We start from the raw sequence: 25,538 nt of genomic DNA, 5'->3' as shown, positions 1-25,538 counted from the left end.
GCCAGTGTGGCGAGGGTCTTCATGTGGCGAGTAATCCTGGGCAACACGAAAGGAGAGATAGTGAGATTCGTTCTCGCCATAGTTAGCTTCATGCTCGCAGCCGGACTCATCGGCTACGGCATTGCACAGCAGACCATACTTGCGACCCCAGATCAGGTCACCGCATCGACCGAAACGAGCGGCGCTGCGCCGCTCACGGTTATTAGCGGCGAAGCATTCAATGCTTTCTCGGGCAACCAAACCATCCGCATCGAGGGTGACCGACGTATTGTCGCCGCCTACGGTCGCACGATTGACGTGCTCGCCTGGGTGGGCGACGCCAGCTACAACATGGTTACCCTCGATCCTGAGACCGGGGAACTCGCCACCGAGAGCATTAGCGGCACGGAACAAGAAGTTCCCGACCCTTACAACTCTGATTTGTGGCTCGAAAACTACGAAGCTGAAGATGAACTCGCTCTCACGGTAAAGATCCCCAGCGACGTGTCGTTCATCGTGGCCGCTGATGGCATCGATCCCGCACCCAATGCACTATCGATCTCATGGCCTCTCGACAACACCACTCCGTGGGCCGGCCCGCTCATTCTGAGTGGCGCAGCAGTATTGCTGCTCGGTCTCATTTTCTTGATGTGGGCCGTGCACCACATGCGCCGTGCTGGTGGTCCTCGCCGCAAGCCGCAAAAGATGCCAAAGGTCCCCAAGAAGGCCCGATACAAGCCTTCTAAGCGCGGCGCCAAGGCGGGCGAAAACACCACGCTTCGCACGACTGCGAGATTTGCTGTGCCTACGGTCTTGGTCAGCGTGCTCATTCTGAGCGGATGCACGACGTCGTCTGCTCCGAACTCCACCGCAGACCAGAGTGACCCCATCCCCACTCCCACCTCCACTTCTGAGGCGGGCGCTGCGCTCACGCCAGCTGTGTCGGTGCGCCAAATCGAGAAGATCGTCGCGCAGATTAGCGCCGTGTCTCAAGAAGCAGATGAGGAGGGCGACACTGATCTCATCGAGACTCGTTTTGCTGAAGCTGCACTCGAGTATCGCCTCGCGAACTACAAGATGCGCGATGCGGACGATTCGATCGACCTCCCCGTTTCCATTCCGGATGGCCCAGTTCAGCTGACCTTGCCGCAACAGACAGAAACGTGGCCACGCACTGTTTTCACGATCATCCTCGATGAAACAGATTCCTCGGTTGCTCCGATCGCGCTGTATCTGGAGCAAGCAACGCCTCGGGACAACTACAAGGTGAGCTATGCCGTCAACCTTGAGCCCTCTGTCGTGTTCCCGGATGTCGCCGCAGCTAGCGTTGGCACCTCGCGTCTCCCCGCCGACAGCGGTCTTCTGCGTTCCTCGCCAACCGAAGTTGCCCTCAACTACGCGGAAATTCTTGAGCAGGACATTGAAAGTGATTCCTATCTCGACTTTGACGCCGAGGGGGATAGCCTTCGCGAGAGCGTCGGTCTCGCGGTGAAGACGGCAGAGAAAGCGGAGCTCTCGAGCACGGCAACACTGACCTATGGGCACGAGCTCGGTTCGGCGGATCCGATCGCGATGGCCACAATTGATGCTGGCGCGATTGTCGCCGTACATCTCTACGAAACCAAGGTCGCTGCTCCGAAGGAAGAAGGGTCTGCTGTCACGTTCAGCGGCCAGACCAAAGCACTCTCTGGAATATCGATCACCGAAGAAGGCATCAAATCTACCTACGGTGATCAGCTACTCTTTTATGTCCCGGCCGCAGGCAGCGATGAGAAAATCGTCCTGCTCGGCTACACCCAAGGACTCGTTGCAGCATCGGAGTTGAAATGACTAACGCCCCCCTCAATGCCGCTAGCCTTCGCGGCGCGGTGGATCTCTCATCCCTCGTACGTCAGCACAACACGCCAACCCCTGAGGTCGGCGAGGGTGCTAGCGATCAGCCTGCGGGAGAGGCGTCGAAGCCGAGCGGTTTCGCGACTAGCGCCAACGATGCGTCGTTCACTCAGGTGCTTGAACTGTCAAATACGGTTCCCGTCATCGTTGAGTTCTACGGACAAGGCGTTGAACCGGCACTTGAGCCCACGATCGCGCAGTACAAGGGGCGTTTCGCTCTTGTGATGGTGGATGCCACGAGCAACCCGCAGCTGGTGCAAGCGTTCCAGGTGCAGGAGGTTCCAACGGTGGCCGCGGTTATTGGCGGGCGCCCAGTGCAGCTCTTCAGCGGCATCATGCCAGAGACGGACCTCAAAGAGGTGCTCGAGCAGGTGTTGCAGTTGGCTGCGCAAAACAATGTGACGGGCACGCTGCCTGCGGCTGAGGGATCTGAGGAGACCGAAGAAGAGCCCGTAGAGGAACCACTGCCGCCGCTGCACCAAGAAGCCTTTGATGCCATTTCGGCTGGCGACTATCCCGCGGCAATCGCCGCGTACAAGTCGGCCATTACGCAGAACCCGCGTGACCAGCAGGCAGTTGCCGGGCTCGCCCAGGTGTCATTGCTGTCGCGCTTGGAGGGCCACACGGCTGATGCTGTGCGCAGCGCAGCGGGCCAAGAGCCTCTCAACGTGGAGGCGCAGTTGGCGGTTGCCGATCTCGACGTTTCCGGGGGTCACCTTGGTGATGCCTTTGATCGCTTGCTAGAGCTATTTCCGTCGGTCGATGCTGACGGCAAGAGTGCCATTCGCACGCGACTTCTCGATTACTTCGAAATCGCGGGTGCCGAAGATCCTCGGGTTGCTGACGCTCGTCGTCGCTTGACGCTGCTGCTCTACTAGGCGCGCGCAATCGCGGCAGTGATTGCCGCGGTGGCGCGGATAAGGTCGTGGGGCGTCAGTTCGATGTCAAAACCTCGTGTGCCTCCGCTCACGAAGACGGTGTCGAATAGCTCAACAGTTTCGTCAATCACGGTGCGATGGGCTGTTCTCTGGCCGAGCGGGCTGATCCCTCCGAGTACGTAGCCCGTGCGCCGTTGGGCGCTAACGGGATCGGCCATGCTCGCCTTCTTTCCACCGAGGGTGGAGGCGAACGCCTTGAGATCAAGTTTTCCCGAGACAGGCACGACGGCAACGATCATCTCGTCATCCACCATCGTCATGAGCGTCTTGAAAACCTGTTCGGGGTCAACGCCGAGAACCGTTGCCGCTTCCAAGCCGAATTCGCTCGTGCCAGCATCGTGAACGTAGGGGTGCGGAATGAATGAGATTCCGAGCGCATCAAGCGCCACCGTTGCCGGAGTACCGAGTGCCATCAGCGTGCTTCCGCAATGAGGCGAGGGAAGCCGAGGTCGAAGCAAGAGTGCATGCGATCTAGAGTAATGACACACGGGCATCCGGTTGGATTCTGTGGGGGAGTAGCGGAGTTACGGTGACGATCTATCTTGACCATGCGGCGACAACGCCCATGCGGCCGTCTGTAGTGCAGGCGTTCGTACAGGCGTTGCCGGTCGTGGGTAACCCCTCATCGATTCACTCGCAGGGCCAAGCGGCCAAACGCATGCTCGAAGAGGCGCGTGAGGCTATTGCTGCGAGTATTGGTGCGGACTCGGTAGAAATTACTTTTACTTCTGGTGGTACCGAGGCGATCAATCTTGGTATCAAGGGTCTGTACTGGGCTCGTAATTCCGGCGGCGTCGAACGCCGCCGCATTCTGGTAGCCCAAGCCGAACACCACGCCACCATCGACGCTGTTGAGTGGATGCGCACCCACGAGGGTGCAGTGCTCGACTGGATTCCTGTTGACGCTCTCGGCCGCATTGACGTGGACTATGTTCGCGAGGCGCTCGCGGATGACGTCGCGCTTGTGTCGATGCTGTCGGCCAATAATGAGGTGGGCACCCTCCAGCCCGCTTCCGAAGTCGCAGCGCTCGCGCAGGCTGTTGGCGTTCCGGTGCACGTCGATGCAGTATCCGCTCTCGGCTATGTGCCCATCGACTTCCACGCGGCCGGCGTTGCTGCGCTCAGTCTTTCGGCACACAAGATCGGCGGACCGGTCGGCGTTGGCGCTCTCGTTATCGCTCGTTCGGCATCCGTGACTCCGCTTATTCATGGGGGAAGCCAACAGCGGGCGCGCTCGGGAACGATGGACGCACCGGGTGCTGTCGCTTTTGCGACGGCGGCACGCGAGGCAACCACAGACCTAGTGGAGCAGGCAGCTCGGCTCACCGCGTTGCGGGATTCGCTCATCGCGGGGGTTCAAGCGGCAGTGCCCGAGGCTGTGCTGCGGGGCGACCCGCACGACCGGCTGCCGGGCAATGCGCACTTCACGTTCCCGGGTTGTGAGGGCGATTCGCTGTTGTTCTTGTTGGATGTCGCGGGCTTCAGCGTCTCCACCGGTTCTGCTTGTCAGGCTGGGGTGCCCGAAGCGAGCCATGTTTTGCTCGCTATGGGTCTCGACGAGCCCACTGCTCGTGGCGCACTTCGTATTTCGCTGGGGGAGTCCACGACGGCCGACGAGGTTGCTCAGTTCGTGGCGGCGTTGCCGGCCGCGGTCGAGCAGGCGCGAGCCGCTGGCTATTCGGATCGCGTGACAGTCCTGGGGCGCTAACGCCGTTTTCTGTTCTCGCGGTGGTGCTCACCGCGGGGCTTGACGCTGCCGTCACCTATGTGTAAGTTTTTTATTACAGGTGAAAGGATTCTCGTGAATTCAGAAGAGCTCGGAGCGTGGTTGGCTGCAGTGGCTAATCCGCAGCGCATGCGCATTCTGGCCGAATTATCGACCGGCCAGAAGCACGTGAGCGAGCTCGCTCGTCGCGTCGGAATGTCCCGCCCGTTGCTCTACATGCACCTCGCCAAGCTTGAAGAGGCGGGCTTTGTTGCCGGGCATCACGAACTAAGCGACGACGGCAAAGCGCTGAAGCTCTTCGAGGTAGTTCCTTTTCGCGTCACGGTGACCCCCGCTCTCCTGGCGAGAGCGGTGGCGAAGTCGGCGGCGACAACCGCAGCTTCTGAAATCGCCGACGGCGACGCAACTCCACACCACAACAGCAATTCTCACGAAGGAAAATAATGGAAATCTTCTATACCCTCTGGTTTTGGATCGCAATTATTGCCGTCACCGGAATCATCGCGGGCGTCATCACTAACGCGGTCAATAAGAAAGCCGAAGCGGCCAAATACGTTGCAGATGCGCAAGCGGGCGGCGATTATCGGGCACTTGCCGAGCAGACGCTCGAAGCCAACCAGATGCTCATTCAGCGACTGGATGCCGTCGAACAGCGCCTCGCTGGCGTCGAGAAGACGCTCACCGACATCCCGCAGTAAGAACTTGCCCAGCAACTCGTCTCGTACACTTGGTTGATGAAGGTTTTAGCGGCGATGAGTGGCGGAGTGGACTCTGCGGTTGCTGCCGCGCGTGCAGTCGAGGCAGGGCATGAGGTTGTTGGGGTGCATTTGGCGCTGAGCCGGCAGCCAGGAACTCTGCGCACCGGTGCCCGCGGTTGCTGCACGATTGAAGATTCTATGGATGCCCAACGGGCGGCCAACATGATTGGTATTCCGTATTACGTCTGGGACTTCTCCGAGCGTTTCAAGCTCGATGTCGTCGATGACTTCATCGCCGAGTATTCGGCTGGGCGCACCCCGAACCCCTGCATGCGTTGCAATGAGCGCATCAAGTTTGCGGCTCTCCTTGAGAAGGCGGTTGCTCTCGGGTTCGATGCGGTTGCGACCGGTCACTACGCCAACATCGTTGAAGATGAAAATGGCAATCGTGAACTTCACCGTGCCGCGGCCTGGGCGAAAGACCAGTCCTACGTTCTCGGCGTGCTCACGACGGAGCAACTTGCGCACAGTATGTTCCCGCTCGGGTCTACGCCGTCGAAGGCAGAGATTCGTGCTGAGGCCGCAGAACGTGGTTTCTCGGTAGCGAACAAGCCTGACTCTCACGACATTTGCTTTATCCCTGATGGCAACACTCGCGGCTGGTTGGCCGACAAAGTTGGTGCAGAGCAGGGCGAAATTCTTGACCGCAACGGCGAGGTTCTCGGCAAGCACGAGGGTGCTGTCGCGTTCACGATCGGCCAGCGCAAGGGCCTCAACGTCGGTTACCCCACGGATGACGGCAAGCCCCGTTTCGTGTTGGAGATTCGTCCCAAGACCAACGAGGTCGTTGTCGGACCCCGCGAAGCTCTTGCCCTCTCCGAAGTCGCTGGCACCAAGTTTTCGTGGGCGGGGCTCGATCCGCTCGCCTCTGGTTTCATCAGCGAGCCCGGTGCGAGCTTTGAGTGCCACGTTCAAGTGCGCGCACACTCCGACCCGATGCCGGCCACCGCTCGCATCGCACCGGCAACCGAGGGCGTCGACAACGTCGGCGATGCGAAGGGCCCCGAGCTCATCGTGCGGCCCCACGAGCCACTCATTGGTGTCTCGCCCGGCCAGACGGCGGTTCTTTACGTAGGCACGCGAGTGCTTGGCCAGTGCACGATTGCGCGCACGGTGTCTGCGGTTCCCGTCGGGGTCTAAACACCTCGCTCGACGCGTGCGCTTCTGCGGCGCATTCGCACACTCAGAAGTCAGTGCCGCTGTTTACACTTGAGGCGTGGCTACTAGCACCGAGAACTCAGGTTCCTCCCACTCGTCCGACGGTCAGGTCGCCGAGACCGCCGACCCCTCGCTTGCCGAGGCACGCGATGAGGCCGAAAGCCTCACTACGCGCATTCTTGAACTGCGCGATGCGTACTACGTGCGCGACGAAGTGTTGGTTGACGATGCCGAGTACGACCGTCTGATTCAGCGCTTAGAGCAGCTTGAGGCGCTGCATCCAGAGCTTCAGGGCCAAGATAGCCCGACGCAGCGCGTTGGCGGCAAAGCGGCAACGCTCTTTGACCCCGTCGAGCACGCGGAACGAATGCTCAGCCTCGACAATGTGTTCTCCCTAGAAGAATTCGCTGAATGGGCGGCGAAGGTGCAGCGCGATTCAGCGCGCCACGTCGATTTCTTGTGCGAACTCAAGATCGACGGGCTTGCGATCAACTTGCGCTACATCGATGGTGTGCTCGTCAGCGCCGCCACTCGCGGCGATGGGCGCGTCGGCGAAGACGTGACCGAAAACATCGTGCGTGTGGAAGGCATCCCGCAGCGGCTGGCCGGCACCGGGCATCCGCCCATCGTTGAAGTGCGTGGAGAGGTGTTCATTCCGCTCGAGCTGTTCCGCGAGCTGAATGCTGAACAGACTCGCATTGGGGAGAAGGTTTTCGCGAACCCGCGCAACGCTGCGGCAGGGTCGCTTCGTCAAAAATCTGAGGGCAAGTCTGAAGAGAAACTTGCCAACATGCGGCGGCGGTTGTCGTCGCTGCGCATGCTCGTGCACGGTATCGGTGCGTGGAATGGTGAGCGCGAGGGCCACGATCCCATTCGCACTCAGAGTGAGATCTACGGCGTGCTGGCGACCTGGGGTCTGCCCACGAGCAAATACTTCCGGGTGGTGCCCACAGCGGGCGAGGTCGAAGATTTCATTCGCTACTACGGCGAACACCGTGACAGCGTCGAGCACGAGATCGACGGCATTGTGATCAAGGTCGATGAGCTCGCGCTTCACGACGAGCTCGGTGCCACTTCTCGGGCACCGCGGTGGGCTATTGCCTATAAATATCCGCCCGAGCAAGTGAATACGAAACTGCTCGACATTGTGGTTGGCGTAGGGCGCACGGGGCGAGCAACCCCTTATGCCGTGATGGAGCCCGCGCTTGTCGCTGGTTCCGTGGTGCGGCAAGCGACTTTGCACAATCAGGATGTCGTGAAGCGCAAGGGTGTGCTCATCGGCGACACCGTGGTGCTGCGCAAGGCGGGTGATGTGATCCCCGAGATCCTGGGCCCGGTCGAAGAGTTGCGTGATGGCAGCGAGTACGCGTTTGTGATGCCCACGAATTGCCCGGAATGTGGAACACCGCTGCGGGCGATGAAAGAGGGTGACATCGATTTGCGGTGCCCGAATGCCCGCAGTTGCCCCGCCCAAGTGCGCGGTCGTATCGAGCACGCTGGCAGTCGAGGTGGGCTCGATATTGAGGTGCTTGGCGAAGTGATTGCTCGCGCCCTGGCTCAACCCCGCGAACCAGAAGTGCCCCCGCTGATCAACGAGGCGGGGCTGTTCGACCTCACAGTGGAAGACATATTTCCGATTGTTGTTGCGGTTCGTGACTCCGAGACGGGGGAGGTGCTCACCAACGACGACGGCACTGAGCGACTCGTCACACCGTTCCGCCGGGCTCGCAAGTTCACGGGCAAAGATGCTGACCCCGAGTTCGATGCCGACGCGACCGAATTTGCGGGAACACCCGACTGGGTGCCCTCGAGCAACGCCACTAAGCTCATCGCCAACCTTCAGGAAGCGAAAACCAAACCCCTCTGGCGGCTTCTCGTGAGTGTGAGTATCCGCCACGTTGGGCCCGTCGCTGCGCGCGCTCTTGCCGACTATTTCGGTTCGCTCGCCGCTATTCGAGAGGCGACGCGAGAAGAGCTCGCTGCCGTGGATGGCGTTGGAGGAATCATCGCCGACTCGGTCGCTGACTGGTTCGAGGTGGATTGGCACCAGGAGATTGTTCAGCGCTGGGCGGATGCGGGCGTGCAGTGGTCAACTCCCGGTCACGCTGGCCCCGGTGCGGCTCAAGCCAGCGACGGAATCCTCGCCGGTTTAACGATTGTTGCCACCGGAAGCCTTGAGGGATTCACTCGCGAAGGAGCACAAGAGGCGATCATCGCGGCGGGTGCTAAAGCGGCCTCCAGTGTGAGCAAAAAGACCGACTATGTTGCCGCAGGGCCCGGTGCCGGTTCCAAACTCACCAAAGCCGAGCAACTGGGAATCCCGGTGCTCGATGCTGCACAATTTGCGCGCTTACTCGAACAGGGCCCTGAAGCTCTTTAAAGTTAGGCAAAACGACAGTAATGCCGTTGGTTTACCCCCGAACAGGGTTCGGTGCCCTTAGGATTAGCTGAACGTGTTCGTGTGCGGGGATGGCGCACGGTCAATGTTCCTGAGGGGATTACCCGTCGTTGCTGATTGAAATTGCACTCGTTTTAGCTACCTCGGTCATCGGCTTACCCGCCACCGAGGTCTCTGGCGCGCCCGAAGCGCAGTTCAGCTCGATTGTCACGAGCGACGCGCCAGCTCCATTCGTCGGCCCTGTTGTGGACACCACCGGGGTGGTGAGCGGCTCAGCAGTGGGCACAACAACCTTCAGCGGCCGCACTCTTACCGCGCTCGCGAGCATCCCCGCCGCCGGCATTTCTGAGTACCTCGCGGCTCGCCCTGGCGCTGTCGAGCAGATCCTCCTTTCGCAACCGCCCGCGCAAGAAGTGGCTCTGTGGTGGGGCGATTTGGCTACCGATCGCCGAGCCGCGCTCGAAGTAGCGAGTCCGCAACTTCTCGGCAACCTTGAAGGGGTGCCGTACACGATTCGCGACGTCAGCAACCGCACGGTGCTTGACGAGACGATTTCAGAACTTTCTTCGGTCGTAGATTCGGATGCCGGTCGTGCCGTGCAGCAGAGCGCACGCCAACAGCTCAGCATGTTGTCTTCCATTTCGGAGGCTCTCGTTTTCGATAGCGCGAGCCCCGAGCGCACTCTGGTCACCTTGGACGTCACGGGGCAGGGCCGCGCTGCCATCGTGCTTGGCGATCTGAACGACGCCGACTACGTGAGTTTCTTGGTGCCGGGCATGTTCTTCACTATCGAGGGCCAGATGTCGTACTGGGCGGATGCCGCCAACTCGCTCTACACCGAACAACAGTCGTGGCTTGAGTACTTTGATGACCAGTCGGTCTTCACGAGCAACGAGACGGTCGCGACGGTCGCGTGGATCGGCTATGACACCCCAAACCTGACTAATGTGGGGGCGATCGATAACGCTGTGCAGGGGCGCGACACTCTCGCAAATGCCATTCTCGGTCTGCAGGCGCAGCGCGGCGCTGATCAGCCGTATATTTCGGTTGTTGCGCACTCCTATGGAACGACGGCGGCGATGATGGCGTTGTCGGAATACGACTTCGAGATCGATGCCTTGGCGATGGTGGGTTCGCCCGGTAGTCCCGCCGAGTCGGTCGCTGATTTGAATGTGCGCGCTGGCAACGTTTTTGTGGGAGAGGCCGCGTGGGACCCGATTCCTAACAGCTCTTATTTTGGTGCCGATCCTGGCACCGCGTCATTCGGTGCACAGTCGCTCGGCGTGAGCGGCAGTTTTGATGTGATCATGAAACAAGAACTGAGCGGTTCTGTTGGCCACAACGAGTACTTCACGCCCGGGAGCGAAGCTATGCGCAACTTCGCTTTGATGTGTATCGGTCGCGGTGACCTTGTAATCCCCGAGGACGTTCCTGCTGTGCAGCGGGCGTTCGCCTCAGCAGCACACAACCAGAGTTGATGGCGCGACGCCCCAAGCGCTGGCTGCAGCTGGCTGAACCCTTGGCTGGCGATCACGAGTTAATTGAACTCGTTCAGCACCGTGTGCGAGCCACGCGTCACGACGTCATGAGCGTCGCGCTGCATGATGCGGGGCAGTGGCGCACGGCTCAGTTCGGTGCGATGGATGACCGCGCTTTCGAAATCGGTTCCGTCACCAAAACCATCACGGCGTCACTATTCGCGCGTGCGCTCGAGTGCGGTGAAGTCACTACAGCAACGACCGCGGGGGAGTTGCTGGAGCTCGGGGGCAGCCCCGCGGCAGCCTTCACCTTGGAAAGCATTGCAACTCAGCACAGCGGGCTACCGCGGCTGCCGGTGAGCTTCGCCGAGTTCCGTCGGGGCAACCGGGCGGTGAAGGCTGGCCGTGACCCGTACACGGCATCCGTCGCTGAGCTCGTCAGCCAGACTGCTGCCACTCCGCTAGGAAAGCCGGGAGTTTTTTCGTATTCAAATCTGGGGTTCGCTCTGCTGGGGCAGGCTCTCGCCGTAGCGGCCAGCCGGAGCTATTCCGAGCTCGTTGCCGAGCGCATAGCCGCTCCGTTGAAGCTTGCACACACGGCTTCGTTCGCGACCGCGGCCGAACTTCCCCTCGATGTGCCAACGGGCTTCGATGCCCGGGGCAGAGCCAGTGACGCGTGGACAATGCATGCGTATGGGCCGGCGGGCAACATCCGCTCTACCCTGCCCGACATGATGCGCTACGTCGAAGCCCAACTCGATGGCAGCGCGCCTGGCGTTGCCGCCACGACCTCGCGCATCGCCGTGCCGCGGCAGGGCAAGATCGGCTACGCCTGGCTCACGAACCCCGACGGCATCACCTGGCACAACGGAATGACGGGCGGTTTTGCGAGTTTTGTCGGGTTTCAACGAGAGCGCTCGCGGGCGGTTGTCGTGCTGAGCAATACGGCCGTGAGTGTTGACGCTCTCGCCCTGTCGCTCCTCGCCGCTCGCTAAGCCGAATACACTTATACGGTTCCCTGTCTGTTTCCCATCTTCGGAGCTCCATGACTGACACCAATCCTGGTGCGATCACCAGCGAGGTTGTTTCGCACCTCGCCTCGCTCGCCCGCATCGCCCTCACCACTGACGAAATCGAGAAGCTCACTGGCGAGCTCGGCGCAATCGTCAATTCTGTGGCCAAGGTCAGCGAAGTCGCTACCGACGATGTTCCGGCAACGAGTCATCCGATCCCGCTGAGCAACGTGTTCCGCCCTGATGTTCCCGGCGTTACGCTCACGACTGAGCAGGCCCTAGCAGGAGCACCCGAGCACGATGGTTCACGTTTTGCGGTTAGCGCGATTCTGGGAGAAGAGCAGTAATGGCAGATCTGAACGACCTCACCCGCCTGTCGGCATCCGAGCTGGCTACCAAGCTGAGCTCTGGCGATGTCTCCTCGGTTGAGGCAACTCAAGCTCACCTCGACCGCATTGCTGCCGTCGATGACAAGGTTCACGCCTTCTTGCACGTGTCGGCGGATGCTCTGGCCAACGCCAAGCGCATCGACGAACGTCGTGCGGCAGGGGAGTCGCTCGGCGAGCTCGCTGGTGTGCCCGTTGCTGTCAAAGACGTGCTGTGCACGATCGATATGCCCACCACTGCTGGGTCCAAAATTCTTGAAGGCTGGGTTCCGCCCTACGACGCCACTCCCGTGGCGAAGCTGCGTGCGGCCGGCCTGATTCCGCTCGGCAAGACCAACATGGATGAGTTCGCCATGGGGTCGTCAACCGAGCACTCGGCCTATGGTCCGACGCATAACCCGTGGGATCTCGACCGCATCCCCGGTGGCTCCGGTGGTGGCTCGGCCGCGGCAGTGTCCGCGTTTGAAGCTCCGCTCGCCCTCGGTTCTGACACCGGTGGATCGATTCGCCAGCCGGCATCCGTCACGGGTTCTGTTGGTGTCAAGCCCACTTACGGTGGCGTATCGCGCTACGGTGCTATCGCGTTGGCGTCGTCGCTCGACCAGGTTGGTCCCGTCTCGCGCACCGTTCTCGACTCGGCGTTGCTGCATGACGTCATTGGTGGCTGGGACCCGCGCGACTCCACGTCGCTCAACGAGCAGTGGCCGTCGTTTGCTGCTGCCGCTCGTGCCGGTGCCGCCGCCGAAAGCCTCAAGGGCGTTCGCGTTGGTGTCATCAAGCAGCTCGACAGCCCTGGCTTCCAGGCCGGCGTCTCACAGCGTTTCCACGAAGCGCTGCAGTTGCTCACCGATTTCGGCGCCGAAATCGTTGAAGTGGATGCACCGCACTTCGAATACGCCGTCGAGGCGTACTACCTCATTCTCCCCGCCGAGGCGTCGAGCAACCTCGCCAAGTTCGACTCGGTTCGCTTCGGACTGCGCGTGAATCCCGAGGGCGGCGGAACTGTCGAAGACGTGATGGCAGCGACCCGCGAGGCTGGTTTCGGCGACGAGGTCAAGCGCCGCATCATCCTCGGCACGTATGCGCTCAGCGCTGGTTACTACGACGCTTACTACGGCAGTGCGCAGAAGGTGCGCACGCTCATTCAGCGCGACTTCGCTGCGGCCTTCGAGAAGGCCGATGTGCTCGTCTCGCCGTCAGCACCGACCACCGCGTTCAAGCTCGGTGAAAAGCTCGAAGACCCGATGGCGATGTACCTCAACGACGTCACCACGATTCCGGCGAACCTTGCCGGTATCCCCGGAATGGGGCTCCCCATGGGGCTCGCTCCCGAGGATGGTCTGCCGACTGGTTTCCAGATCATGGCGCCCGCTCGCGGCGACGCCCGCCTCTATGAGGTTGGCGCAACGCTCGAGCGCTTGCTTGAGCAGCAGTGGGGCCACACCCTGCCGAGCCAGGTTCCTTCGCTGGGCTAGTCGTCGGCCGCTTGCCGTTCGCGGTACGCGATTTGATTCATCCGGTTTCCGCAACGGATGCTGCAGAAGCGGCGTGAGCCGTTGCGTGACAGGTCGGCCATGAGGCCCTCGCAATCGGGGGCTTGGCAGCGTCGTAAGCGCCACATCGCGTCGGAGCGCACGACGTCGACGAGCGCAAGGCCAACTTCGGCCTGAATGCGCTCGGCAAGGGGCGCTTCGGGATCATTGGCGTGCAGGTGCCAGTCAAAGTCGCCATGTCGTGCCAAGAAGGGCAGCGCTTTCGCTTCGGCGAGCATGGCATTGATTTCGGTAGCAGCGTCATCGCGGGTTAGCTTCCAGACGCCGCGAATGCGGTCGCGCACCGTGCGCACTTCGGCGACTTCGTTGTTGTCGCGATCGATGCGACCGCTAAAGCGAAACTGGGTGATGAGGGCCTGAACTTGGCTGACCGATTCGAGTTCATCGTCGCCGGATCTACTCGCGAGCTTGTGCGTGTTTCCGAGCAAAACGGCAAACTCGAGACTTTCCACCGTGTCAGGGGCAAATTGCAATTTGACTCCTTATTTGTTTCGAGACTAGCGTCAGCAGAAATACTCGTCAATCTCGTTCGAAGCAGTCGCCCATGAAACGTTCATCCACCACCCTCGGCATGCTCATTGCACTAGTTGCTGCAGCCAGTTTCGGGCTCTCCGGAGCACTCGTGAAGCCCGTCCTCGAAGCAGGGTGGAGCCCAGCGGCTGCCGTGACACTTCGAGTGCTTATTGGTGGTGCGGTGCTGGCGCCGTTCGCGATTATCGCCCTCAAAGGTCGCTGGTTCGCGCTCTGGTACGCGCGCAGTCGCATCCTTCTCATGGCGATCATTGGCGTGTCAGGAACCCAGTTGGTGTACTTCGCGGCGATCGAACGCATTCCGGTCGGCATCGCGATTCTCTTGGAATACATGGCGCCGCTGTTGCTCGTCGCGTTCGCGTGGGTAACGTCACGGCGTACGCCCAAGGCTGTTGTTCTTATTGGCTCCGTTGTCGCCCTCGGCGGGCTCATTCTGGTCGTCTCTCCTGAGGGGTCTGGTGCTCTTGATCCGCTCGGAATCATCTTTGGAGCGTGCGCCGCTGTCGGTGCGGCTGTGTACTACGTGGTTGCCGCGCGAACGAGCGAGGGGCTTCCGGCCGTCGCGCTGGCATCGGCTGGCCTGCTGCTCGGTGGGCTCATTCTCGGTCTTGTCGGTCTCGTGGGCATTGTGCCGTTCGATATGCCGATGGTGGATGTCACGGTGCTCGGCATCGTGGCTCCGTGGTGGGTTCCGCTGCTCATCGTGGGTATCGTCGCGACCGGTATCGCGTACTCGACGAGCATCATGGCGAGCGAAATGCTCGGTTCTCGTCTCGCGTCGTTCGTCGGATTGCTCGAGGTTGTCACGGCGGCGATTTACGCCTGGCTATTGATCGGCGAGAACCTGTCGATCATGCAGTTCATCGGGGGAGCCCTGATTTTGGCCGGGATCGCCTTCGTTCGCTCCGAGAAGTCTGAAGAGTTCAGCGACTTCACGATTGAGGCTGAAGCTATTCCGAGCGACGACGATGAACCAATTTTGGCCCCAGCATCCGCGCCGCTCGAACCGGGTACCGATACGGTGCCGCTGCGCCACGTACAATCATCTGGTGGCTAAAGCTGAATTGATGGACTACGACAAAGCACTCGAACTATTTGAGCCGACGCTCGGTTTCGAGGTGCACGTCGAGTTGAATACCCAGACCAAGATGTTCTCGGATGCGCCGAACCCGGCAGCATCCGGTGCTGAGCACGGCGAACCGAACACCATGATCACTCCGGTAGATCTCGGTTTGCCCGGCAGCTTGCCTGTCGTCAACGAAGAGGCGATCAAGTATTCGATCTCTCTCGGCCTGGCGCTCGGCTGCCAGATTGCGCCGAGTTCACGCTTTGCCCGCAAAAACTATTTCTACCCCGACCTGGCGAAGAACTACCAGATCAGCCAGTTCGATGAGCCGATTGCATTCGAGGGTTCTGTCGATATTGAGCTCGAGAGCGGTCGCACGATCACGATTCCGATCGAGCGCGCTCACATGGAAGAAGACGCCGGCAAGCTCACTCACGTGGGCGGCGCTACCGGTCGCATCCAGGGTGCCGAGTACTCGCTCGTCGATTACAACCGCGCGGGTGTTCCCCTCGTCGAGATCGTCACGCACATGATTACGGGCACCGAAGCGGATGCTCCCGAGGTCGGCAAGGCGTATGTGTCGGCTATTCGTGACATCGTTCGTTCGCTCGGTATTTCTGAAGCCCGCATGGAGCGCGGCAACTTGCGCTGTGACGCGAACATTTCGTTGAGCCCACGGGGTTCCGGAAAGCTCGGCACGCGCACGGAGACCAAGAACGTGAACTCGATGCGCAGCGTTGAGCGCGCGGTTCGCTACGAAATTCAACGACAGGCGGCCATTCTCCAGAAGGGTGGCACGATCACTCAGGAGACGCGCCACTGGCACGAAGACACCGGTGTTACCAGTGCAGGTCGCCCCAAGAGCGACGCTGATGACTACCGTTACTTCCCGGAGCCTGACCTGCTGCCTGTTGAGCCGTCGCTCGCACTGATCGAAGAGCTGCGCGCGGCACTCCCCGAGCCTCCGGCCGAGCGTCGCAAGCGTCTGCAGGCCGCGTGGGGCTTCACCGATCTTGAGTTCCGCGATGTCAACAATGCTGGTCTCTTCACTGAGATCGAGATGACCATCGAGGCAGGCACGACTGCAGCTCAGGCCCGCAAGTGGTGGACGGGCGAAATCGCTCGACTCGCGAACATCCAGGGTGCAGACCCCAGCTCATTGATTACCCCTGTGGATGTCGCGGCTCTCGTCACGCTCATCAACGATGGTGTTCTCAACGACAGTCTGGCCCGCCAGGTTCTCGAGGGTGTCATTGCTGGCGAGGGTTCGCCTGCCGAGGTCGTCGAGAGCCGTGGACTCAAGTTGGTCTCGGATGACGGCCCGCTCATTGCGGCGATCGATGAGGCGCTTGCTGCTCAGCCTGATGTTCTTGCGAAGATTCGCGATGGCAAGGTTCAGGCGGCCGGTGCGGTTATCGGTGCGGTCATGAAGGCAATGAAGGGTCAGGCTGACGCCGCTCGCGTGCGTGAACTTGTTCTGGAGCGCGCTTCCGCCGAATAGGGCGGGCAGCACTTGTCGGTTGCAGGCAGTACCGTTGTGGTCATGTCTGATTCTGCTGAACTCGTTGTCGAAATCCACGTACCGCTTACCCCCGACGCCAATGCGGCCGAGGGCGAGTCGCGGTTCCCTTGGATCGAATCGCTCGTGGAGTTCACGAACGAGCTCGAAGAGGGCGGCGAGATTTTCGTTGTCGAAGAGGGCGACGTGTTCAACGACGCTTATGTCATCGTGATCACGGGTGCCGACGAGTCGACGCTCACCGGCGTGGCTAATCGTGTGGCGAACCTTCCCGGCATCCCGACCGGCGTTTTTGCTGTGGTCACGGATGCCGATGCTGACGAGTTGGGGCAGGGCACGGTCGTCGAGATTTCCTAGTCGCACGCGCAATCGCGCCCGCATCCAAACTTAGTCAAATTTGTTTGTTTTGGAGAGCGGGCGGCATACACTGGAATGGCACCGCAGCCGCCAGTGTGAGCGCGTGATCACCCGCCGCACCGACGAGGAACCATCCGTTCCGTCTGCAGTAGCTTCGCACTACTGAAGAGCTCAACACCATGACAAGCAACATCCCCATGGGCGCAACCACCGGCCCTATCCCTATTCCGACGAGCATTTTTTCGGCCCACCTACTGTGGACAACGATCGGGGCCTTTGCTCTGATCTTCTTGGGCGCTTTCGAGACGCTCGCAGTCACCACGATCATGCCGACGATTAGTCGTGATCTCGACGGTCAGGCGCTCTATTCGGTCGCGTTCTCGAGCACTCTTGCCGCGAGCGTGATCGGAATGGTGCTTGCCGGTCAGTGGTCAGACCGCACCGGGCCGGCCAAGCCGCTGATCGCGGCCATGGCAGTCTTCACACTCGGTCTTCTGGCGGCGGGCTTTGCCGGAACGATGAGTATTTTCATCGCGGGCCGCTTTCTGCAAGGGCTTGGCTCCGGAGGGCTCATTGTTGCGCTGTATGTGGTCGTCGCGCGCCTCTATCCGGCGGCGTTGCATCCGAAAATCTTTGGGCTCTTCGCCTCGGCGTGGGTATTGCCCTCGCTGATCGGTCCGCCTCTTGCTGGCGTCGTTGCCGAACAGATCAGCTGGCACTGGGTTTTCTTCGGCGTCGTGTTTCTGGTGCTGGCGGCGGCATTCGCGATCCTGCCTGCTATTCGCATCCTGGTGAGTCAGCCGGTGGTACCTGCCGAGAAGTCGTCGGGCAGCCGCGCTGTGGTCTGGGCGATCATTGCCGCGCTGGCAGTGATGGGCATCAGCCTCGGTGGTGAACGGGAAGGTGCTCTGGCCTGGCCACTCGCCGGGGGAGCGTTCGTGATCGTCATCATTGCGCTGCGGCCGTTGCTGCCCACCGGTTCGTTGAGCTTCCGACGCGGGCTGCCCGCCACGATCGTGTTGCGCGGTTTCTTTGCCGCAGCCTTCTTCTCGACCGAGGTCTATTTGCCGTACTTGCTGAACGAACGCTACGGTTTGCCCGCCTGGGCCGCGGGTCTCATCCTCACGGTCGGTGCCGTCTCGTGGGCGGTGGGCTCAGCGCTGCAGGGCCGCCTTCCGGAATCTGTTTCTCATGGGCGCGTAGTGGTTGCGGGCGCACTCTTGCTCAGCGTGGGAATCGCCACTCAGCTCATCACCGCGTATTTCATGCTCTCGTTGTGGGTCGCCGCGATCGGCTGGCTCGTCGCTGGCGCTGGCATGGGCATCACCTTTCCGCGGCTCTCGACCCTCGTGCTCAGCCAATCCAGCGCTCGAGACCAAGGTTTCAATAGCGCTGCGTTGTCGATTTCGGATGCCGCTGGTGGCGCCATTGCGATCGCCTTCAGCGGTCTTGTTTTCGCTGCCGTCGGCGGCCTCGCGGATGGGGCCGGCTTCGTAGCGGCGCTCGGTCTGGCGACGGTTGTGGCAATCGCATCCGTGCCGGTCGCGCTGCGAGTCCGCACGTAATAAATCTCTTTGTTAAGCACTATTTCGGTGTGTTACGGCGTGCTCTCGCGACCGCGGTGGAATGCGATTACCGTCGCCGCATGACACTTCTCACGAACGAAACCACGACCATTGATCTCGCTGCCGACCGTGCAGCCCGACTCACCGCTGCCGGCGCTGCCTGGAACTCGCGAATTGCCGCAAAGCCCGCCGCGGCCGAACTCACCTACGCCGTCACAGGTAAGGGCGTTGGCTCTGTCGGCACCGTACTCAAGGCGGGAAAGCACGTTTTCCACATCGACGAGCCCGAGGGACTCGCCGGTGATGACGTTGCCGCGAGCCCCGTCGAGATTGCTCTTGGCGCGCTGATCGCCTGTCAGGTAGTCGTCTTCCGTCTCTACGCCCAGGCGCTCGACATCCAAGTCGATGACATCTCGGTCAAGGCTGAGGGCGACCTCGACGTTCGCGGCCTCTTCGGAATCGACGAGAACGTGCGCAACGGCTTCGGCGCCATCCGTCTCTTCGCGACCATCACCGGTCCAGAGTCGCAGGAACGTTACGACGAGTTGCGCGACGCCGTCGACGCCCACTGCCCCGTACTCGACCTGTTCGCGAACCCCACCTCAATCACCACTCAGGTGGTAAAAGGCTAAGGGCACCCCATGATGATGCCCTCTGACATGCTCGACCGGTAGCTCAGGCTACCGGTCGAGTTTTTTAACACCCGTGCCGGTTAAGACCTGCGCTGCCAGGCAGCACAACCGCACAATCCCGCCCCGAACGGGGTAGACCGTTTCGCGCTTCCAGCTTCGGCACGCCCCTACGCTGGAGATATGAGTCGCACAACCGAGCCACGTCCCTGGATTAAACGTCGCTCGAGTCAGATCGGCTTAGTCGCGCTGTCTCTCGGCATCATTGCTGCTCTCGTCTGGACACTGAGCCCCTGGCCCGCTGCACTGCTCATCCGGGCGATGTTCGAGGCCGATGCCTCCAAAGTTATCGCCGAGATGGACGGCCACGCCACGACGGTTCCCCTCACCGCGACGCTGGATGAGGTGTACGGCGATGAGGGCGCGGAGACCTCGCTCGATGTCTACTCTCCGGCTGCGTCATCCGGTCCCCTCACTACCGTCGTCTGGATTCATGGCGGTGCCTGGATCTCGGGCGACAAGTCGAACATCACCCCCTACGCCCGCAATCTGGCCGCCGAGGGATTCACTGTTGTCGCGGTGAACTACACAGTGGCTCCCGATGCGATCTACCCCACGGCGCTCACTCAGCTGAACGACGCGATGGGCTACCTCGTCGATAACGCGGAGCGGCTCCGCATCGATCCCGACAACATCGTGTTCGCGGGAGACTCTGCTGGTTCGCAGCTCAGTGCCCAACTCGCCACGGCCATCACGAACCCCAGCTATGCGACGACGCTCGGGCTCACACCAACCCTGAGCGCTGACCAACTGAGCGGGGTCATCCTCAATTGCGGCATCTATGACGTCAGCGGCATCCCCAATGCTCCGGGGCTTGGCGGTTGGGGTTTCCGCATCGCGTTATGGGCGTACATCGGCGACAAGGACTGGTCTGATCAGCCCGGTGGCGACGAGATGTCGGTCATTGACGATGTCACTGCTGACTTTCCGAGCACGTGGATCTCCGGCGGCAACGCTGATCCGCTCACCCCGTCGCAGTCAGTGGCGTTCGCTGATGCCCTCGACACGCTTGGCGTCGAGACGACCCGCGTTTTCTATGCCGACGATCAGGCCGAGCAGCTGCCGCACGAGTACCAGTTTCACCTTGATTTTGAGGATGCCCGTTCGGCCTTCGACTCGACGGTCGCCTTTGTGAAGTCCGTCGAGCAATAGTTAGCGAACGTCCTGCGGCCAGCCCGTTGGGCAGGGCGGCGAGTACGCTCAACGTATGAAGCCCGAGTTCGAGTTCACGTCTGAGATCACCCCGTGGTCGTCAAAGCCCAGCGTGTATTTTGTGCAGGTGCCGCCGGATGTCGGAGCCGACGTTAAAGAGATCCCGTCACCGCCGCGGGGGTTCGGTGCGGTCGCAGTAGAGGTCACTATTGGCGCCACCACGTGGACGACGTCGATCTTTCCCAACAGCAGTGCGGACGACAGCTTCTTTCTTCCCGTCAAGGCCGCTGTGCGCCGCGCTGAGGGTTTAGAGCTCGGTGACCAGGTGCACGTGTCGATCCAGCTCATCTAGCGGTTTGTAGCGCGAGTGGTAGCCGTTGCAGGGCTCTTGGGGTTGCTGCAGTGCCAAAGAGCAGTTACGCCGGCCACACCCCGATGATGATCGCCATAACCACAATCGTCACGAACTCGTGGCTCACGTTCAATACGGTGAGGCCGTTGGGGCGACCATCGAACTGGTCGTGAGTAATGAAGCGGGCCGCGGTGAAGCCACCCCACAACACGATGCTCGTCAAGACCGTGTTGAGAAAGAAGCTTCCGCCATAAAAGTCAGAGGCGATGAAGGCGGCGCCGGCAAGAATCCAGGCTGTGAAGAAACTCACGATGACGGTGACCACAATGGGTCGAACGGCATCCGCAGTGTTGCCGCTGGGGGTGACGTTGGCTGCCTTCATCCAGTAGTTGCCAAATACGCGCGGGGAATACCAAATGGTGCCGACGATCATGCTCGATAGCGTCGCAAGGATGACGGCGATGTAGTTAATTTCGGGAACCATGGCAACCTCCGGTCGATAACGGTCACCGAAGCCTACTCTCAGAGCGACTAGCCGGTAATGCTCTCTTCGAACCGTTGAATCGGGTCGTACCAGCCCTGCTCGAGCACATAGCTCTGGAACTGCTTATCGAGACCCAGGATGACGGCGAGACCCACGACCAACAGAATGATGCCGATCACGCGCTTGAAGACGCCGTTGGGGTTAGCGAGCCAGCCGAGTTTGCGAGCGAATGCCTGACCGAGGAACGCGATCATGAGCAGCGCGACGGCGAGGCCGATGGCGTATACGACGATGTAGAGCAGGCCCTCGGCAAACGAGACCGGCAACACTGTCGCCAAGATGAGCGCATAGGTGGGAGAGCAGCTGCTGAAGGTCGGGCCGAGTGCTGCACCGAGCATCACATCGCCGCCAAGGCCGCCGCGTGAATATGAACGGTTCATCACGGCGTTTGCCCGATTTTGGATGCCCGTGGCGAGCATAAAGCGCTCCCAGAGAGCGGGGAATACCAGCGTGAGGCCGAAGATGATCAGGATGCCGCCGGCAATGATCTGCCACACCAGCTGCGGGATCCCTAGCAGGGCTGTCGTTGCTTTGAGCAGCAACGTGAAGATAATCACTGAGCCGGCGAGGCTCACCGCAATGACAACGGGGCGGAACCACTGGCGTTCAGCCACCGTGGAGTCACTGCTGGTGCGCGCGATCGAGCCGCCAACGATGACCGGCAACAGCGGCAGCACGCAGGGCGCGGCAACCGTCAGAACTCCCGCCACAAACGAGAGCAGAATCAGGCTGAGCATCGGGGGTTAGCCGAGGGCGGTGAGAACCGCGTTCAACGTGGGTTCGACGGTTGCAACAAAGTTTTCTTGTACCTTTTCGCCGTTGGAATCGACCTCAACAAACGTCGTCTGCTGAGTAACACCGTATTCGGCTCGCAGATCTTGGTTGGTGTCGTAGTCGACCTTCACGATCGTGATGCCCGACGGAACACCTGACGCCGTGATGTCGCCATCGGCCGAGACGCACTGGGGGCACCAGGTGGCGTGGAAGAACAGGATGACGCGACCATCGGCATCTGCAACAGCCGAGGGGCTGTAGTCGACGTAGGAGCCGCCACCGTCGTTCTCGACAGCAACAACGTCCTCGGCTTCGGCGCCGGAGTCGCTCGAGCTCTCAGCGCTCTGAGACGTGCTGTCGGTGGCAGTCGACTCGTCCGAGCTGTTCGGATTCTGGGCTGCGACGATCGAAACTGCTGCAATCACAACGACGGCAAGAGCAACAATGACCGCGATAATTCGCTTGTTCATGCCATCCAGTAACGCACGGAGCCTCAGAAAACTTCCGCGAGTGGCGAAGTTTCTCTGGTTATACCCAGATTTCAGCGGTGTGCGAATACAGCTTGAGATCGCCGAAAGTCAGGGCACCCGTGAATCTGGCTCGCGTATACGGGAGCAAGACCATGAGTGCGGCGCCCGCTTTGTGCTCGATTCTCACTTCAATCGCGTCGGATTTGAGCGACGCAACTCGCGTGTTCGAGATGATGGCGCTGCAGCGAGATAGCGCGGCCAATTGGCGCAGCTGAGTCACGGTCTGGGCGATGAGTTTCTCGGCATCCAAGTGCTTCTTCTTCAGCGCCTCATCGGCAGTCATCTCGAGCACTCGGCCGCTGGCATCCGTCATCAGCGCGAACGTCATGAATTCACTCGCATGGCTCAAATGGCCGCGTGCCACATTGAGCGCAGAGTCGAGAATTCGATCAACGTCAGCCTGCTGCTCGGCGTTGAGCGCGTCCCTCCACGATTTCATATTCCAAACCGTAGCGACTCTCGGACCTTCTTGTCGTGCAAAGCGCCCAAATCACCCGCGTTTTGGTGCCACGACGGTTTTTCGGGCTGTGCGTTTGATTGCCCAGAATTTCCACGTTCGTCGTACCGCTGCGCTAACGTCGAACCATGCAAAAAGCGCAGCTCACCAGTGCACAGCGGGGTTATTCTCTTGTCGCGGGCGCGCTATCGCACGCCGTGTTCTCTATTGGTTGGCTCATGCTTGGCTTCGTTGCTGTCGGTGGCGGGCTCACCTTGCTCCTCGGCGGCACAGCTTCGAGCCTGAGCGGGCTCTTTGGCGATGTTCCCGCAGTGCGCGATTTTGTGAGTGGAGCAGGCGGCGTGATCGGCACCGTCATCATCGTGATGGGTATTGTCGCTCTGCTCTTGGTGGCGCTCGCCGCGTTCGGCAGCATGTTCTTGCTCAAGCGTGGTGCGGTTCGCAAGCCTTGGCAGGTCACATTCCAGTCCCTCGGCATCGTTGCGTTGCTCGACGTTCCGCTCTTCGCGGTCTACCTCACGGTCGCCGCGAATGTCACTGACTCGGCTGTCGGTGGCACGGTTCTTCTCGGCCCGCTCGTGGGCATCCTCGGCTCTGCCATCGTCGGCGCTGCCGTGTGGTGGTGGATGGCGTGGTCACGTCGCGGATCAGCGTCCAAATTTGCTGGGGTCACCGCCACGGCATCAGCTACCGCCGTTTCGACTCAGCAGCCGCCGAGCGTCGATGGTGATAGTGGCATGAGCGAAACGAAGTAGCACGACCTTCAGCAGTATCGAGCAGAGAGTGCATGATGACGGCACGGATTGACACACTGATCATCTTGGGTGCAGGCGGAGACCTCACGTCCCGCCTGCTGTTGCCCGGCCTTGCGTCGTATCTGGCCAGTGGTGAAGCCACAACGCTCGCTCTGATTGGCGTTGATCGTCAAGAAATGGATGACGCGGCTTGGCAGAAGCGCGTTGCGGCGTCGTTTGCGACTCAGGCTTCGTCTGCTGCCGACGCCGTGGCCAGTGCAGCGCACTACGTGCAGGCCGACGTCACCAACGCGCAGCAAGTGCGCCAGGTGATCGAATCGGCTACCGGCCGTGTCGCGCTGTACTTTGCGCTGCCTCCCGCAATCGCCCAACAGGTTGTTTCGGTATTGGCGACATTCGATTTGCCCGAGGGGATTGTGTTGGCCCTCGAGAAGCCATTCGGAAGTGATGAGGCAAGCGCCCGCGATCTGAATCGAGTGCTGCAGACGATTGTGCCTGAGCAGCAGATTTTTCGAGTTGACCACTTCTTGGGCAAGTCGACGGTGCTGAACCTCATCGGTTTGCGATTCGCGAACCGCGTTTTTGAGCCGCTGTTGGCGGCGCCCAATGTGGCAAAAGTTGAGTTGATTTTTGATGAGGCACTCGCGCTCGAAGGCCGCGCCGGGTACTACGATCGCGCCGGTGCTGTTGTTGACATGATTCAGAGCCACTTGCTTCTTGTCATGGCGCTCACGGCGATGGAACCGCCGGCGAGTGTGAGCGCAGAAGATCTGCGGGGGTCAATGGCTCAGGTGCTTCGAGCAACGCGAGTGCAGACGGCAGATGGCACGTGCGCTCGGCGGGCGCGCTACACGGCGGGCACGATCGGCGACCGCACTCTTCCGGCTTACGTTGACGAAGATGGTGTGAATCCTGATCTCGGCACAGAGACTTTGGCTGAAGTGACGTTCGAGATCGATAACTGGCGTTGGGCTGGCGTGCCGTTCGTGCTGCGTTCGGGCAAGGCCATTGGCAAAGCTCGCCAAGACATCGTGATCACGTTTGCGCCCGTGCCACACCTTCCTTACGGGCTCACGGGCAGCGAAGATCCTGCGAAGCTCACCATCTCGATCAAGCCGGCCACTCTTGAACTTGATCTCATCGTGAACGGTGCTGGCGACCCCTTCACTCTCGACCGTACGCAACTGACGACAACCCTTGGCGATCCGGCTATGAGCGCCTATGGCGAAGTCATTGCCTCTCTCGTCGATGGCGACCCGGTGCTCTCGGTGCGGGGCGATGTTGCCGAGCAGTGCTGGCGAATAGTCGCTCCCGTGATCGACGCTTTCCGCAACAATCAGGTTCCCCTTGAGGAGTATCCGGCAGGCTCGCCCGGTCCTGAATCGTGGAAATCCGCATGACTCGCGCCGTTAAGCGTGGAGTGACGGCAACCGCGCACGCCCGCACTCGAACGAATGCTCAGCAGGCGTATGAGTTCTCGGGTCCGCTTGACCCTGGGCAGTTTTATCCCCGGTTCGGCCCGTTGCCAGCGGTCGTTACGGTGCTCGAGCAGTCGGGAACGTGGAACGCAGTGGGGCACTCTAGGCGTCTTGTTCTCTCCGACGGTGGCCACGTGATCGAAACGATTACCGACGCTGATGCTCCTGAATTGTTTGCCTACGAACTCAGCGACTTTCAGAAACTCTTCGGGATGCTCGTTTCTGGTGCCCGAGCTGAATGGCGTTTCGACGACCGCTCGACAGGTTCGCGCATCCGCTGGAGCTACACCTTTTTCGCCAAACCGGCCCGTGGCTGGATTGTGTGGCTGATTGTTCGACTGTGGTGGGGGCGCTACATGCGTCGAGTGCTGCCACCCATCGCGCGTGAAGTGGAGCGGCTCGCGGCACGCTAGGGGAGCGCAGTTATCGAATCGTTGTCATAAATGGCGTTGTTCACATCCCGCTTCCACCCTTCTCACAACTCGCGCA

Annotated in this window: 27 protein-coding genes; 21 read left to right on the top strand and 6 right to left on the bottom strand. The window is 60.8% G+C overall.

Translation table 11 applies throughout. The features are described from left to right. Positions 1 to 60 precede the first annotated feature (60 nt). Positions 61 to 1,809 carry a hypothetical protein gene (locus I6E56_RS03550; protein WP_307842750.1) on the top strand — a complete coding sequence of 583 codons (1,749 nt, stop codon included), beginning with the start codon at positions 61 to 63 and terminating at the stop codon, positions 1,807 to 1,809. Next, positions 1,806 to 2,750 (top strand): tetratricopeptide repeat protein, encoded by a 945-nt coding sequence (locus I6E56_RS03545; protein WP_197136080.1) that lies wholly within the window; start codon positions 1,806 to 1,808, stop codon positions 2,748 to 2,750. The genes I6E56_RS03550 and I6E56_RS03545 overlap by 4 nt, the downstream gene beginning before the upstream one ends. On the opposite strand, the gene ybaK is transcribed toward I6E56_RS03545, so the two are convergent. Next, positions 2,747 to 3,223 carry a Cys-tRNA(Pro) deacylase gene (gene ybaK / locus I6E56_RS03540; protein ID WP_197136079.1) on the bottom strand — a complete coding sequence of 159 codons (477 nt, stop codon included), beginning with the start codon at positions 3,221 to 3,223 and terminating at the stop codon, positions 2,747 to 2,749. The two genes, I6E56_RS03545 and ybaK, sit on opposite strands and share 4 nt — an antisense overlap. Positions 3,224 to 3,339: 116 nt before the next feature. Here ybaK and I6E56_RS03535 point away from each other — a divergent pair, with 116 nt between their 5' ends. From I6E56_RS03535 to gatA, 9 genes are all read left to right on the top strand, one after another. Next, complete coding sequence (locus tag I6E56_RS03535; protein ID WP_197136078.1) at positions 3,340 to 4,518, top strand: cysteine desulfurase family protein; 1,179 nt, start codon at positions 3,340 to 3,342, stop codon at positions 4,516 to 4,518. Between the two features lie 93 nt (positions 4,519 to 4,611). After that, positions 4,612 to 4,980 carry a winged helix-turn-helix domain-containing protein gene (locus tag I6E56_RS03530; RefSeq protein WP_307842354.1) on the top strand — a complete coding sequence of 123 codons (369 nt, stop codon included), beginning with the start codon at positions 4,612 to 4,614 and terminating at the stop codon, positions 4,978 to 4,980. Next, on the top strand, positions 4,980 to 5,234 hold the full coding sequence (locus tag I6E56_RS03525; protein WP_197136076.1) for a hypothetical protein: 255 nt from the start codon (positions 4,980 to 4,982) through the stop codon (positions 5,232 to 5,234). The genes I6E56_RS03530 and I6E56_RS03525 overlap by 1 nt, the downstream gene beginning before the upstream one ends. 36 nt (positions 5,235 to 5,270) lie before the next feature. Beyond that, positions 5,271 to 6,434: a tRNA 2-thiouridine(34) synthase MnmA gene (mnmA, locus tag I6E56_RS03520; protein WP_197124106.1), complete on the top strand. Its 1,164-nt coding sequence runs from the start codon at positions 5,271 to 5,273 to the stop codon at positions 6,432 to 6,434. A 76-nt stretch (positions 6,435 to 6,510) separates the two neighbouring features. Beyond that, positions 6,511 to 8,832 (top strand): NAD-dependent DNA ligase LigA, encoded by a 2,322-nt coding sequence (ligA, locus tag I6E56_RS03515; protein ID WP_197136074.1) that lies wholly within the window; start codon positions 6,511 to 6,513, stop codon positions 8,830 to 8,832. A gap of 128 nt (positions 8,833 to 8,960) precedes the next feature. Continuing rightward, positions 8,961 to 10,328 (top strand): alpha/beta hydrolase, encoded by a 1,368-nt coding sequence (locus I6E56_RS03510; protein WP_197136072.1) that lies wholly within the window; start codon positions 8,961 to 8,963, stop codon positions 10,326 to 10,328. Beyond that, the gene (locus tag I6E56_RS03505) at positions 10,328 to 11,323 is read left to right on the top strand and encodes a serine hydrolase (RefSeq protein WP_197136071.1); all 996 of its coding nucleotides are present in this window, start codon (positions 10,328 to 10,330) and stop codon (positions 11,321 to 11,323) included. The genes I6E56_RS03510 and I6E56_RS03505 overlap by 1 nt, the downstream gene beginning before the upstream one ends. A gap of 50 nt (positions 11,324 to 11,373) precedes the next feature. Next, positions 11,374 to 11,688, top strand: a complete 315-nt coding sequence (gatC, locus tag I6E56_RS03500) for an Asp-tRNA(Asn)/Glu-tRNA(Gln) amidotransferase subunit GatC (protein ID WP_197136070.1) — start codon at positions 11,374 to 11,376, stop codon at positions 11,686 to 11,688. 8 nt (positions 11,689 to 11,696) lie between these two features. Beyond that, positions 11,697 to 13,202: an Asp-tRNA(Asn)/Glu-tRNA(Gln) amidotransferase subunit GatA gene (gatA, locus tag I6E56_RS03495; protein WP_197138042.1), complete on the top strand. Its 1,506-nt coding sequence runs from the start codon at positions 11,697 to 11,699 to the stop codon at positions 13,200 to 13,202. On the opposite strand, the gene I6E56_RS03490 is transcribed toward gatA, so the two are convergent. Further along, complete coding sequence (locus I6E56_RS03490; RefSeq protein WP_197136069.1) at positions 13,199 to 13,753, bottom strand: CGNR zinc finger domain-containing protein; 555 nt, start codon at positions 13,751 to 13,753, stop codon at positions 13,199 to 13,201. The two genes, gatA and I6E56_RS03490, sit on opposite strands and share 4 nt — an antisense overlap. A gap of 71 nt (positions 13,754 to 13,824) precedes the next feature. Here I6E56_RS03490 and I6E56_RS03485 point away from each other — a divergent pair, with 71 nt between their 5' ends. The 7 genes from I6E56_RS03485 to I6E56_RS03455 all read left to right on the top strand — a co-directional run bounded on the left by I6E56_RS03485 (position 13,825) and on the right by I6E56_RS03455 (position 20,511). Next, positions 13,825 to 14,868: a DMT family transporter gene (locus I6E56_RS03485; protein WP_197124117.1), complete on the top strand. Its 1,044-nt coding sequence runs from the start codon at positions 13,825 to 13,827 to the stop codon at positions 14,866 to 14,868. Continuing rightward, positions 14,861 to 16,378: an Asp-tRNA(Asn)/Glu-tRNA(Gln) amidotransferase subunit GatB gene (gatB, locus tag I6E56_RS03480; RefSeq protein WP_197136068.1), complete on the top strand. Its 1,518-nt coding sequence runs from the start codon at positions 14,861 to 14,863 to the stop codon at positions 16,376 to 16,378. The genes I6E56_RS03485 and gatB overlap by 8 nt, the downstream gene beginning before the upstream one ends. A gap of 42 nt (positions 16,379 to 16,420) precedes the next feature. Then, positions 16,421 to 16,753 (top strand): glutamyl-tRNA amidotransferase, encoded by a 333-nt coding sequence (locus I6E56_RS03475; protein ID WP_231599668.1) that lies wholly within the window; start codon positions 16,421 to 16,423, stop codon positions 16,751 to 16,753. Between the two features lie 179 nt (positions 16,754 to 16,932). Further along, a complete protein-coding gene (locus tag I6E56_RS03470) occupies positions 16,933 to 18,318 on the top strand; it encodes an MFS transporter (RefSeq protein ID WP_197136066.1) in 1,386 nt (461 codons plus the stop codon). Positions 18,319 to 18,398: 80 nt separating this feature from the next. After that, entirely contained in the window at positions 18,399 to 18,950 is a 552-nt protein-coding gene (locus tag I6E56_RS03465) for an OsmC family protein (protein ID WP_197106011.1), read from the top strand. A gap of 180 nt (positions 18,951 to 19,130) precedes the next feature. Continuing rightward, a complete protein-coding gene (locus tag I6E56_RS03460; protein ID WP_197136064.1) occupies positions 19,131 to 20,159 on the top strand; it encodes an alpha/beta hydrolase in 1,029 nt (342 codons plus the stop codon). 55 nt (positions 20,160 to 20,214) lie between these two features. After that, positions 20,215 to 20,511: a DUF1905 domain-containing protein gene (locus I6E56_RS03455; protein WP_197136062.1), complete on the top strand. Its 297-nt coding sequence runs from the start codon at positions 20,215 to 20,217 to the stop codon at positions 20,509 to 20,511. A 64-nt stretch (positions 20,512 to 20,575) separates the two neighbouring features. Here I6E56_RS03455 and I6E56_RS03450 read toward each other — a convergent pair whose 3' ends face one another. Genes I6E56_RS03450 through I6E56_RS03435 form a run of 4 tightly spaced genes read right to left on the bottom strand, consistent with a single transcriptional unit; the run spans position 20,576 to position 22,798 of the window. Continuing rightward, positions 20,576 to 20,995 (bottom strand): DUF1761 domain-containing protein, encoded by a 420-nt coding sequence (locus I6E56_RS03450; protein WP_197106008.1) that lies wholly within the window; start codon positions 20,993 to 20,995, stop codon positions 20,576 to 20,578. Positions 20,996 to 21,042: 47 nt separating this feature from the next. Further along, positions 21,043 to 21,792, bottom strand: coding sequence for a cytochrome c biogenesis CcdA family protein (locus I6E56_RS03445; protein WP_197123936.1), 750 nt, complete (start codon positions 21,790 to 21,792; stop codon positions 21,043 to 21,045). Positions 21,793 to 21,798: 6 nt separating this feature from the next. Then, the gene (locus I6E56_RS03440) at positions 21,799 to 22,299 is read right to left on the bottom strand and encodes a thioredoxin family protein (protein WP_197136060.1); all 501 of its coding nucleotides are present in this window, start codon (positions 22,297 to 22,299) and stop codon (positions 21,799 to 21,801) included. Between the two features lie 58 nt (positions 22,300 to 22,357). Further along, on the bottom strand, positions 22,358 to 22,798 hold the full coding sequence (locus I6E56_RS03435; protein ID WP_197136058.1) for a hypothetical protein: 441 nt from the start codon (positions 22,796 to 22,798) through the stop codon (positions 22,358 to 22,360). 146 nt (positions 22,799 to 22,944) lie between these two features. On the opposite strand from I6E56_RS03435, the gene I6E56_RS03430 reads away from it, so the two are divergent. The 3 genes from I6E56_RS03430 to I6E56_RS03420 are packed head-to-tail and all read left to right on the top strand — an operon-like array spanning position 22,945 to position 25,462. Next, positions 22,945 to 23,571, top strand: coding sequence for a hypothetical protein (locus I6E56_RS03430; protein WP_197136056.1), 627 nt, complete (start codon positions 22,945 to 22,947; stop codon positions 23,569 to 23,571). A 35-nt stretch (positions 23,572 to 23,606) separates the two neighbouring features. Continuing rightward, positions 23,607 to 24,971 carry a glucose-6-phosphate dehydrogenase gene (locus I6E56_RS03425; protein WP_197136054.1) on the top strand — a complete coding sequence of 455 codons (1,365 nt, stop codon included), beginning with the start codon at positions 23,607 to 23,609 and terminating at the stop codon, positions 24,969 to 24,971. After that, positions 24,968 to 25,462, top strand: a complete 495-nt coding sequence (locus I6E56_RS03420) for an SRPBCC family protein (protein ID WP_197136052.1) — start codon at positions 24,968 to 24,970, stop codon at positions 25,460 to 25,462. The genes I6E56_RS03425 and I6E56_RS03420 overlap by 4 nt, the downstream gene beginning before the upstream one ends. Positions 25,463 to 25,538: the final 76 nt, after the last annotated feature.

Source organism: Salinibacterium sp. NK8237, from assembly GCF_015864955.1.
Classification (GTDB): domain Bacteria; phylum Actinomycetota; class Actinomycetes; order Actinomycetales; family Microbacteriaceae; genus Rhodoglobus.
The sequence above is the reverse complement of the archived record's forward strand: the minus strand, read 5'-3'. Positions and strand labels throughout refer to the sequence as shown.